We start from the raw sequence: 10,414 nt of genomic DNA, 5'->3' as shown, positions 1-10,414 counted from the left end.
AACGGTCGGCTCGGTTGCGGGCCCCAACCTGTCACAGCTCGGCAGTGATATCGGCGCGCTGCTCGGCATGGAGCCGCTCTCCGGGCCATTCATGTTCTCGTGTGTTGCCTTCGCCCTGTCGGCTATCCTGCTCTCGGTGTTTCTCGGAGGGCGTCTGCCCGCACCAGAGGCAGGGAACGGGGGCGAGGCCGCGAGTTCAGCCCACGGAAATCGCGTTTCGATGGGCACCGCATTGCGCGCAGCGGTGCGCAACCGCGGCGCTGTGATCGGCCTGCTCGCCGTAGCGAGCTCGCACACGGTGATGGTCGCCGTGATGGTGATGACGCCGGTGCATATGTCGCTCGCCGGTCACGGACTCGACGCGGTAGGCATCGTGATCAGCGTGCATATTCTCGGCATGTACGCAGCGAGCCCCATCTTCGGCTGGCTGACCGACAGGCTTGGCGAGGTGCCCGTCATTCTCATCGGGGTGGCGATATTCGCGGGCGCCGTCGGGCTCGGCATTGCCGCGGCCGCGCTCGGCGACGACATGCTCCTCGTGATGATCGCGCTCGGGTTGCTGGGGTTGGGCTGGTCTGCCGGAATTATTGGCGGCTCAGCCTTGCTCACAAAATCGACCGTACCCGAGCACCGACTGCAGCTGCAGGGGGCGAGCGATTCGCTGATGAACTTCGCAGCCGCTGCCGCCTCAGCCGGCTCGGGGGTGCTGCTCGAAATCGGCGGGTTTGAGCTGCTCAACGCGGCAGCCGGGGCTTTGCTGCTGCCGTTGCTCGTGGTGTCGATTCGGTGGCTGCTGCGCGTGCGCTCGCAGGGAGGCCCCCGGAGCGCACGCGCCTGAGTGCGAGAAACGTCGGGCTAGATGATGCCGGTGAGCTCGTTCTCGATCATCTGCTTGGGCATCGCGCCGATGATCTCGTGCACCTCTTTGCCACCCTGAAACACCTTCATTGCTGGGATGGAGGTGATGCGGTACTGCGCCGCGAGCGTCGGGTTCTCGTCGACGTTGAGCTTCACGATGCGAAGCTTGCCCTCTTGCTCGCTCGCGATCTCGGCGAGCACGGGGGCGACCGCGCGGCACGGGCCGCACCAGGCCGCCCAGAAATCGACAAGCACCGGAATGTCGCTCTGCAACACGACCTTGTCGAAGGTCTGCTCGTCGACGTTGATTGGCTCGTTCATAGTGAAACTCCTTTGCGTGGTGTGTGTTAGCCGGCGACGGCGGCGGGCTGGGCCGCCTCGATCGCGGCGAGGTAGCGCTCGGCGTCGAGGGCAGCGACTGTGCCCGATGCCGCAGCGGTGACCGCCTGGCGGTAGCTCGGGTCGATGACGTCGCCGGCAGCGAAGACCCCGGGCACCGAGGTGATCGAGGTGCGCCCCTCGACGGCGATCGTGCCGTCAGCGGTGATGTCGAGCTTGTCGTGCACGAGGTGGGTGCGCGGGTCGTTGCCGATTGCGACGAAGATGCCCTCGATGGGCAGCTCGCTCAGGGTACCGTCGACGGTGTTGCGCAGGGTCAGGCGATCAGCTGCATCGGCGCCGTGCACCTCGGCGACCTCGGAGTTCCAAATGAACTCGATCTTCTCGTTGTCGAAGGCACGCTGCTGCATGATCTTCGAGGCCTTGAGCGAGTCGCGGCGGTGAATGACGTAGACCTTCTTCGCGAAGCGGGTGAGGAAGGTTGCCTCCTCCATCGCGGAGTCGCCGCCGCCGATAACGGCAATCGTCTTGTCGCGGAAGAAGAAGCCGTCGCACGTCGCACACCAAGACACCCCGTGGCCCGAGAGTCGCTCCTCGCCCTCAACACCGAGCTTGCGGTAGGCCGACCCTGTCGCAAAAATCACGGAGCGTGCCTCGTGCACGGTGCCGTTCGTGTCGGTGAGCCGCTTGATCTCGCCAGAGAAGTCAACCTCGACGATGTCGTCGTAGACAACCTCGGTGCCGAAGCGCTCGGCCTGCTCCTGCATCTTTTGCATGAGGTCGGGGCCCTGAATGCCCTCGGGGAAGCCGGGGAAGTTCTCGACGTCGGTCGTGTTCATCAGTTCGCCGCCCATGCTCACCTGGCTCGCGAACATCAGCGGGGAAAGTTCAGCCCGAGCCGCGTAAATCGCCGCGGTGAACCCCGCTGGGCCTGAGCCGATGATGATGACCTCGCGCATGATTCTCCTTTAGCTGTGCCTAGCTGTGCCTGATGGCTGATAGGCGGTACAACCCATCCTAAAGGTGTGCTATTCCCGTGGGCTGAGCGCGCGGCGGCGGCGAACGCTTCGCCAGATGCCGAAGCCGAACAACAGTGCCGCCGCCGAACCGAGGAGGGCGATCGCGACGGTCTCAACGGTGGTGCTGATGCTGACGTCGAGCCGGCCTGTCGCGGCGGTGAACTCGCCGTCGCTGCTCGAGACCGTGAGCAGCAGCGCCGACTCCCCCGACGACACGCGGCTGTTCGCGGGGACGAGTACTCGCTCGCTCGAGTCTTCGGGCAGTTCGATGTTGGTGAAGCTGCGCTCCGGTAGGTTCAGCGCTGCGGAGGTCGGTGCGACTTCGAGGGTGACCTTGGCATCGAACGGCAGCGAGTTTCGCAGCTGAATCGGAATGCGCGTAGAGCCGCCGACGAGCTGAGCGCGCTTCGTGTCGACGAGCCTGACGCCGTCGCGCAGCTCTTGGTCGCGCTTGGCGAACTGCTTCGCAGCGGCAGCGAAGTCTTCGTCGGGAGCGGCAAGGCGCGTGCCGAAGAGCGTCAGGAGTCGCATGCGCTGATAGCTGTCAAGGTACTCGGGCTGCTCGAGCAGCGCCCGCACCTCGCGCACGGCCGGCTCGTTCAGCATCGCCGTTCGGAGCAGCTCGGTTCGCTCTTCGCTGCTGCTGCCAGGTTGCAACTGCGCAGACCCTTCGGGGAGGGCGGTGTGCGCAACGGCGTCGACCCAGCGCGGGGCGGTGAGCTGCGAGAGCACCCGCTCGGGGTGGTCGTGCTCGGCGGCGCCCGCCCGGTCGACCCCGATGACGAGCCCCGTCACGCCCGCGTTGGCAGCGAGGGCGAGTCTGGCCGCGGCCTGCGCCTCGCCAAGCGCGCGGTCTGTCTCGCTGGCACCGGTCAGAGCCAGGCGAACCGCCGCGTCGAGCTCAGAGTCGGTGACGAGCGCCGAGCCGTCGCCGAGCGAAGCCCGCGGGCCGCCGGTCAGCCGCACGTTGGTCGACGAGAGCACGGTGAGGTCGACCCCCGCGCCTCGCAGCAGCGCGATGGTGCGGTGATCAGCCTGCCCGGGGGCGGGCCACCCGCCCGCGAGCCCGTGCGGCCACGCGGAGAGGGCGGCGTCGGTTGGCGCGGCCGCCGGTTGCTCCGGGTCGGCCTCGCCTGGTTCAGGATCCGCGGGCTCCGCTGAATCGGTTGGCTCAGCGTCGGTATCGCCGCCTGTGCCGGGGTTTGTGTCGGTGCTGCCGCCGCTGTCGGTGCTCGCCGCAGCTGTGCTGGCGGTCGCGCTCGTCGCCGCGGCCGCTCCCGCCTCGGTGCCAGCTGGCGCACCGGCAGCCTTCCCCGCGGCCGCGTCGCCGGTTGCCGCCCCGTCGCCCTCGGTCGGCTCCGGTTCGGTCGCCTCCCAGGCGCCAAACCGGGTAATGAACTCAAAGCCGACGGGCTGCAGCAGCGACTCGAACTCGAGCGCGGCCTGCGCCGCCGGGTCAGCGTCGCCGAACTGCAGCAAGAAGCTCGGAATTCCCGTCGATTCGAGCCTGGCCAGGAGCTCAGGCGCCCCGCGCGGTGCCTCTGTGCCGTAGCCGCGAATTGCGACGATGATGCGCGGGTCGATCGCGAGCACGCCGTGCGATGTCACCGCGTAGTCGACGAGCGCGTCGAGTCGCGGCAGTGCCTCGCCCAGCTGCGCGCGGCTCGGCATCGACTGCACGCTCGCGGGCAGCGTGAGGGGCACGATCACCCCGACCGGCACGGAGGCGGTGGGCTCCGGGCCCTCCCACACCACCGGCGCGAACGCGGTGAGCGAGTTGGCGACGCTCGAGTCGCTCGCGGCGTACGTCGCATACAGCGGGTACACGCCGTGCGCCGCCGCGGTGAACAGCGAGATGTCTTTGAGTGCGACGGAAACCGTGATGCGCTGTTCGCTCCCGGGCCGCACGGCGTCGATCTGCGACGTGGCAATGACGGTGCGGGGGGCGGCGGTAGCCTCGGCGGACTCGGCCTCGCCGGAATCGCCGGCAGCGGCGGCCTCCGAGGCCGACTGCCCGGTGAAGCGCTCCCCCAGCGCGAGCTCGATCGAGCCCTCTGGCGCGGTCGCCTCGCTGGTGTTGCGCAGCAGCACCGCAAACTTCGCCTCGGTGTCGGCCTCCGTGAGCACCGGCGCCTCCGGGGCGACGACGAGTTCGAGCCCGCTGACAGTCTCCTCGCCCTCTGGGGTGTCAGCCGGTGCCTCTGGCTGCGGTGTGGCCGAGGCGCCGTGCCACGCGGGCAGCGACGCGAGGCCGGCGAGCAGGGCACCCGCGACGAGCACGGCAGCCCAGGCCCTCGGTCGCCGGAGTATTCGCATGTGTGTAAGTGTAGAGATGTCTGGGCAACGGTACCCTGAGTGGGTGCTTTCTCTCGCAGAATCGATGACCGCGCTCCGCCACATCGCGGAGTCCCCGACCGTGGCTGCCCTCGCCAGGGCGTTCGCAGATGCCGGGCACGAGTTCGCCCTCGTCGGCGGCCCCGTGCGCGATGCGCTGCTCGGGCGGCCGGTGACAGACCTCGATTTCACGACCTCTGCCAGGCCGCACGAGACGCGCGCCGTGCTCGAGTCGCTGACGAAGAACATCTGGGACGTCGGCAGAGACTTCGGCACCATCGCCGCCCAGGTGCACGGCGAGCAGGTCGAGATCACGACCTATCGAGCCGACACGTACCGCGACGACTCGCGCAAGCCAGAGGTGAGCTTCGGAGACACGATCGAGGGCGACCTGGTGCGCCGCGACTTCACGATCAATGCGCTCGCGCTTATGCTCCCCGAGCTCAAGCTCGTCGACGTGGCGAACGGCGTCGAAGACCTCATCGCGGGGCGCATCGTCACCCCCGCATCGCCCGAGGTATCGTTCACCGACGACCCGCTGCGCATGCTGCGCGCGGCCAGGTTCGCCTCGCAGCTCGGGTTCGAGGTCGACGCCGACACCGAGGCCGCGATGGTGCGCTTCGCGGAGCGGCTCGACATCATCTCGGCCGAGCGCATCCGCGACGAGCTCGCGAAACTGTTGCTCACGACCGACCCGGTGCCGGGGATCCGCCTGCTCGTCGACACCGGCCTCGCCGCGCGCTTTCTCCCCGAACTCGTCGACCTCGTTGCGACCCAAGACGACCACGGCCGGCACAAAGACGTCTACGAGCACAGCCTCACCGTGCTGCGCCAGGCGATCGAGCTCGAGCACGCACGCCACCCGGCAGGCGACGGTGAGCCGTTCGCGCCCGACCTCGTGCTCAGGCTCGCGGCGCTGCTGCACGACATCGGCAAGCCAGCGACGCGGCGCTTCGAGGGCGGCGGGGTGACCTTCCACCACCACGACGTCGTCGGCGCGAAGATCGCGCGCAGGCGGCTGCGCGAGCTGCGCTTCGACAACGCCACGGTGAAGCGGGTCGCCAGGCTCGTCGAGCTGCACCTGCGGTTCTTCGGCTACAGCGACCAGCAGTGGACAGACTCGGCCGTGCGCCGCTATGTGCGCGACGCCGGGGGCGAGCTCGAGCAGCTGCACATTCTCACCCGGGCCGATGTCACGACGCGCAACAGGCGCAAGGCCGAACGGCTTGAACACGCCTACGACGACATCGAGCGGCGCATCGCGCTGCTCGCCGAGCAAGAGGAGCTCGCCGCGGTGCGCCCCGAGCTCGACGGCGCCGCGATTATGCGGCTGCTCGAGATCGCGCCGGGGCCGCTCGTCGGCCGCGCCTACGCGTACCTGCTCGAGGTGAGGCTCGACGAGGGCCTCATCGGCGAGGAGGCCGCCACCGAGCGATTGCGCGCGTGGTACCGGGAACAGACCGAGGCGAGCAATGGTTAGAGCAGGTGTGAGTACTACAGCGGTAGCCGACTGGTTCGGCGGTGCGGGGCGCGTGATGTTCGTGCACGCCCACCCAGACGACGAGACGATCACCACGGGCGGAACCCTCGCGGCGCTCGCCGAAGCCGGTCGCGAGCCGCTCGTCGTGACGCTCACGCGCGGCGAACGCGGCGAGGTCGTGCCCGGCCCGCTCGCCCACCTCGAAGGCACCGACGGGCTCGCCCCGCACCGCCAGGCCGAGCTGACCGCCGCGCTCGCGATGCTCGGCGTCGAGCGGCACGCGTTTCTTGGGGTCGCTCCGGCGCGGGCCGAGGGGCTGCCGCCAACGATCTACGAAGACTCCGGCATGCGGTGGCTCGCCGACGGGCTCGCTGGCCCCGGCGCAGACGCGACCGCAGATGCGCTCACCGTGGTGCCGGCGGTCGAGTCGCTCACCGACCTGCTCGCCGCCGCGCACGACGGGCGGGCGGGCGCGATCGTGAGCTACGACGACGGCGGTGGCTACGGCCACCCCGATCACGTTCACGCGCACCGCATTGCGCGCGCGGTCGCCGCGGCGCTGCAGCTGCCGTTCTGGGAAATCGTGGCGGATCCCGAGGGCGCTGACGGCGCTGCGAGCGCCGCGGATCCTGCGCTAGCAACCGGCGCAGCCACCGGGGCCACCGAGGCCCACGACATTACCGCGTGGCTCGGCAGAAAGGTGACCGCGCTGCGCGCCTACGCGACGCAGCTGACGGTCGACGGCGACGATATCGTGCACGTCGGCGGCCAGCGCCAGCCGATCGCAACGACCGAGGTGTTCAGCCTCACAGCTCCCCCGGAGCCGGTCGCATAGCTTCGCCGACTGGCGACGATTAGAGTAGACAGTTGGGCGTTGCCCGACGATGAAGAGAGAAATAGGGGTATCGATGAGTGTGAAGGTTGCCCTCGCGGGGATTGGGAACTGCGTGAGCTCGCTGGTGCAGGGAGTCGAGTACTACCGCGACGCCGCAGACGACACCGAGGTTCCCGGGCTCATGCACGTGCGACTCGGCGGTTACCACGTCTCTGATCTCGAGTTCGTTGCAGCGTTCGACGTTGACGCCGAGAAGGTCGGCAAAGATCTCTCTGAGGCGATCTGGGCGGGGCACAACAACACCATCAAGTTCTCCGACGTGCCGCACATCGGGCTCGAGGTGCTGCGCGCGCCGACGCTCGACGGGCTCGGCGAGTACTACCGAGATATCGTCGTCGAATCCACCGTCACCCCAGTCGACGTCGCGCAGGCGCTGCGCGACTCCGGCGCCGAGGTGCTCGCCTGCTACCTGCCCGTCGGCAGCGAGGAGGCCGTGAAGTTCTACGCCGAGGCCGCGCTCGAGGCCGGCGTCGCGTTCGTGAACGCGATTCCCGTGTTTGTCGCGAGCGACCCGGAGTGGGCCGCGAAGTTCACCGCGGCCGGCCTGCCGATCGTCGGCGACGACATCAAGAGCCAGGTCGGCGCGACGATCACGCACCGCGTGCTCGCGAGGCTGCTCGAGAGCCGCGGCATCGCGCTCGATCACACGTACCAGCTGAACGTCGGCGGCAACATGGACTTCAAGAACATGCTCGAGCGCAGCCGGCTGCACTCGAAGAAGATCTCGAAGACACAGGCAGTCACCTCGAACATCGCCGCAGATCTCGACGCCGAAGACGTGCACGTCGGCCCGAGCGACCACGTGCCGTGGCTCGAAGACCGCAAGTTCGCGTTCGTGCGGCTCGAGGGCCGCGGCTTCGGCGACGTGCCGATGATGCTCGAGTACAAGCTCGAGGTGTGGGATTCGCCGAACTCGGCAGGCACGATGATCGACGCGATTCGCACCGCAAAGGTCGCGCTCGACCGCGGCCACGCCGGCCCCGTCGAGGCCGCCTCGGCCTACTTCATGAAGTCGCCGGCCGTGCAGAAGCCAGACGACGAGGCTCGTGCCGAGCTCGAGGCGTTTATCGCGGGCGCGTAGCCGGCTAGCCTGCTAACCTGCGAGCCGCGCGTAGCAGCGCTCGAGCTGGGCCGCGTGGGCGCGCCAGTCGTGGCGCTCCGCGTGCGCCCGCGCCGACGAACCGAGGCGCGCGCGCCTCGCGCCGTCGCGCAGCAGCTCGGCGATCGCCGCGGCCCAGTTCGCGGGGTCGCGGTCACTGAGGTGCCTCCCGGCGACCCCGTCTGGCACCGCCTCGACGAGGCCCGTGTGCCCCGCGGCGATGACTGGCACGCCGCACGCGGAGGCCTCGAGTGCCGTGAGGCCGAACGTCTCCGAGTGTGACGGGACGAGCACGAGCGAGCTCGAGGCGAGCAGCGCCGCTGCCTCGCGCCTTGACTGGGCCGGGAGAAAGCGGAGACGATCCGCCACGCCGTGCTGCGCCGCGAGCGCGCGGAGGCCAGCGGCGTAGTCTTCGGCCCCCGGGGTCGGCTCCCCCGCGATGACCCATTCCGTGCGGGCGAACAGCTCCGGGTCGCGCCTGGCAAGCTCGATCGCCGCTCGCACCGCGAGATCCTGGCCCTTAAGGGGCTGCACCCTGCCGAGCACGGTGATGCGGTGGGCGGGGCTCTGGTCGGTGGCGCTGTGGTGCGGGGCGGCTCCCGGGTGCGCCGCGGGCGCTCGGGGGCGGAAGAGCTCCGTGTCGACGCCGGGGTGCACGACCGCGCTGCCGAGGGGCGGCTCGCCGTAGCCCTCGATGACGCCGCGCAGCTCGCTCCGGCTGCCGGCGACGACGAAGCTCTCGGCGGCGAGCAGTCGCTCGCCCGCGAGTCGGGTTTCGGGCTCCGGGGCGTCGCCCTCGGCAAGGTTGGCGTTCTTCTGGGCGGCGATGGTGTGGAACGTCACGGCGATCCGCCCACCGCGCTGCGCGAACGCCTCGCGCGCGGCGAGCCCGCTCAGCCAGTAGTGCGCGTGAATCGCATCGAAGCCGCGAGTGCCGGCGAGCGCGCGCAGGCCGCGCGCGAACTCCCGCACGGCGCCGGGAAGCCGCTCCTTGCGCAACCCGGGGTCGCCGGCCTCGAGCGCGACGAGGGTGGGCGACGTGCCGGGCTCAGTCGTGCGGGGCTCGGTCGTGCGGGGCTCGGTCGTGCGGGGGCCCGCGGTGAGCGGGTACTCCCCCGCGGCGGTTTCGCGCGTCGCCCGCGTCACGACGACGACCTCGTGGCCGCGCGCGGCGAGGGCCGCGGCCGCCTCGGCGACGACAACGTTCATGCCGCCTGCGTCGCCCGAGCCCGGAACGGCCGAGGGCGACGTGTGCATCGACACAAGAGCTATCCGCATGGCACCACTCTATGGCTGAAGGTGGTAGGCTACTCAGGTTGTCTGTGTGCGACGCAACCCGCTGATCGCGCAGACACGATGCAATAACACCCTCCTGCCACAGAAATCCTGTGGCCGTGAAGTCCGAAGGAGGTGGGTCAGTAATGCATCCTTACGAACTCATGGTGATCCTCGATCCCGGTATCGATGAGCGCACCGTGGCCCCCAGCATGGAGAAGTTCCTCTCCGTCATTCGCACTGCGAACGGCGAGATCGAGAACGTCGACATCTGGGGCAAGCGTCGTCTTGCGTACGAGATCAACAAGCACGCCGAGGGCATCTACGTCGTGGTGAACTTCACCGCGACTCCCGAGGCTACCGCCGAGCTCGACCGCCAGCTGGGCCTCGCCGAGGTTGTGCTCCGCACCAAGGTGCTCCGCGCAGACGAGCTCATCGCTCAGCGTGCAGCGCAGTCGAAGCGTGACCAGGCCAAGGCAGCTCGCGCTGCTGCGAAGGCGAGCGCATAGCTCATGGCCGGAGAGCCGCTGATCACTGTCGTCGGCAACCTTGTTGCCGATCCCGAGCCTCGCGTGAGTCAGGCCGGTAAGTCGTGGGTGACGTTCCGCATCGCCTCGACCCCGCGCGTGCGCGACCGCCAGTCCGGCGACTGGTCGGACGGCGAAGCGCTGTGGCTCGGCTGCCGCGCTTACGGTGAGTACGCCGATAACATCGCGGCGTCGCTCACGAAGGGCATGCGTGTGATTGTGCAGGGTCGACTGACCCAGCGCAGCTACACCGACAACCAGGGCCAGCAGCGCACCTCACTCGACCTCGAGGTCGAAGAGGTTGGGCCGTCGCTCCGTTTCGCCACCGCACAGGTGACGCGCGGCGCGGCACGCGGCCAGGTTGGCGGCTTTGGTGGCGGCGCCGGTGGCGCTCAGCCCCAGGGCCAGTCGGGCTGGGCACAGCCACAGCAGCCGCAGCAGGACAACCCCTGGACCAACTCGGGTCAGGGCGGGTCCGGCCAGTCGAACACCTCCTCCGGCTTCGGCGGCGGTTTCGACGACGAGCAGCCCTTCTAAGACAGCAATTTTGTTCCGGCTTTCGCCGGGGCGCAGTACGAAAAGAGACCA

General features: G+C 69.2%; 10 protein-coding genes. 6 read left to right on the top strand and 4 right to left on the bottom strand.

Annotated features, from left to right (window positions below):
* Positions 1-838: MFS transporter (locus ABD115_RS09065; RefSeq protein ID WP_343960386.1), on the top strand; the 838-nt coding region annotated here is incomplete at its 5' end.
* 17 nt (positions 839-855) lie between these two features.
* On the opposite strand, the gene trxA is transcribed toward ABD115_RS09065, so the two are convergent.
* The 3 genes from trxA to ABD115_RS09050 all read right to left on the bottom strand — a co-directional run bounded on the left by trxA (position 856) and on the right by ABD115_RS09050 (position 4,532).
* A complete protein-coding gene (gene trxA, locus ABD115_RS09060) occupies positions 856-1,179 on the bottom strand; it encodes a thioredoxin (RefSeq protein WP_343960385.1) in 324 nt (107 codons plus the stop codon).
* Between the two features lie 26 nt (positions 1,180-1,205).
* Positions 1,206-2,156 (bottom strand): thioredoxin-disulfide reductase, encoded by a 951-nt coding sequence (trxB, locus tag ABD115_RS09055; RefSeq protein ID WP_343960384.1) that lies wholly within the window; start codon positions 2,154-2,156, stop codon positions 1,206-1,208.
* 69 nt (positions 2,157-2,225) lie between these two features.
* The gene (locus tag ABD115_RS09050) at positions 2,226-4,532 is read right to left on the bottom strand and encodes a DUF6049 family protein (protein ID WP_343960383.1); all 2,307 of its coding nucleotides are present in this window, start codon (positions 4,530-4,532) and stop codon (positions 2,226-2,228) included.
* Positions 4,533-4,575: 43 nt separating this feature from the next.
* On the opposite strand from ABD115_RS09050, the gene ABD115_RS09045 reads away from it, so the two are divergent.
* From ABD115_RS09045 to ABD115_RS09035, 3 genes are all read left to right on the top strand, one after another.
* Complete coding sequence (locus ABD115_RS09045) at positions 4,576-6,030, top strand: CCA tRNA nucleotidyltransferase (protein ID WP_343960382.1); 1,455 nt, start codon at positions 4,576-4,578, stop codon at positions 6,028-6,030.
* A 7-nt stretch (positions 6,031-6,037) separates the two neighbouring features.
* Entirely contained in the window at positions 6,038-6,865 is an 828-nt protein-coding gene (locus ABD115_RS09040) for a PIG-L family deacetylase (RefSeq protein ID WP_343960381.1), read from the top strand.
* A 73-nt stretch (positions 6,866-6,938) separates the two neighbouring features.
* Positions 6,939-8,006: an inositol-3-phosphate synthase gene (locus ABD115_RS09035; protein WP_343960379.1), complete on the top strand. Its 1,068-nt coding sequence runs from the start codon at positions 6,939-6,941 to the stop codon at positions 8,004-8,006.
* 12 nt (positions 8,007-8,018) lie between these two features.
* Here the strand turns inward: ABD115_RS09035 and ABD115_RS09030 are convergent, their stop codons facing one another.
* Entirely contained in the window at positions 8,019-9,302 is a 1,284-nt protein-coding gene (locus tag ABD115_RS09030; protein ID WP_343960378.1) for a glycosyltransferase, read from the bottom strand.
* 143 nt (positions 9,303-9,445) lie between these two features.
* On the opposite strand from ABD115_RS09030, the gene rpsF reads away from it, so the two are divergent.
* Positions 9,446-9,808: a 30S ribosomal protein S6 gene (gene rpsF, locus ABD115_RS09025; protein ID WP_343960377.1), complete on the top strand. Its 363-nt coding sequence runs from the start codon at positions 9,446-9,448 to the stop codon at positions 9,806-9,808.
* A gap of 3 nt (positions 9,809-9,811) precedes the next feature.
* Positions 9,812-10,363, top strand: a complete 552-nt coding sequence (gene ssb / locus ABD115_RS09020; RefSeq protein ID WP_343960376.1) for a single-stranded DNA-binding protein — start codon at positions 9,812-9,814, stop codon at positions 10,361-10,363.
* Positions 10,364-10,414: the final 51 nt, after the last annotated feature.

The organism is Leucobacter albus, from assembly GCF_039528015.1.
GTDB lineage: Bacteria > Actinomycetota > Actinomycetes > Actinomycetales > Microbacteriaceae > Leucobacter > Leucobacter albus.
This window is presented reverse-complemented; position numbering and strand designations above follow the sequence as displayed.

What these genes read in the sequence shown, in the direction of transcription:
- ABD115_RS09030 (WP_343960378.1), bottom strand. Translation starts at nt 9,302, where the DNA reads ATGCGGATAGCTCTTGTGTCGATGCACACGTCGCCCTCGGCCGTTCCG.
- ABD115_RS09050 (WP_343960383.1), bottom strand. Translation starts at nt 4,532, where the DNA reads ATGCGAATACTCCGGCGACCGAGGGCCTGGGCTGCCGTGCTCGTCGCG.
- rpsF (WP_343960377.1), top strand. Translation starts at nt 9,446, where the DNA reads ATGCATCCTTACGAACTCATGGTGATCCTCGATCCCGGTATCGATGAG.
- trxA (WP_343960385.1), bottom strand. Translation starts at nt 1,179, where the DNA reads ATGAACGAGCCAATCAACGTCGACGAGCAGACCTTCGACAAGGTCGTG.
- ssb (WP_343960376.1), top strand. Translation starts at nt 9,812, where the DNA reads ATGGCCGGAGAGCCGCTGATCACTGTCGTCGGCAACCTTGTTGCCGAT.
- ABD115_RS09035 (WP_343960379.1), top strand. Translation starts at nt 6,939, where the DNA reads ATGAGTGTGAAGGTTGCCCTCGCGGGGATTGGGAACTGCGTGAGCTCG.
- trxB (WP_343960384.1), bottom strand. Translation starts at nt 2,156, where the DNA reads ATGCGCGAGGTCATCATCATCGGCTCAGGCCCAGCGGGGTTCACCGCG.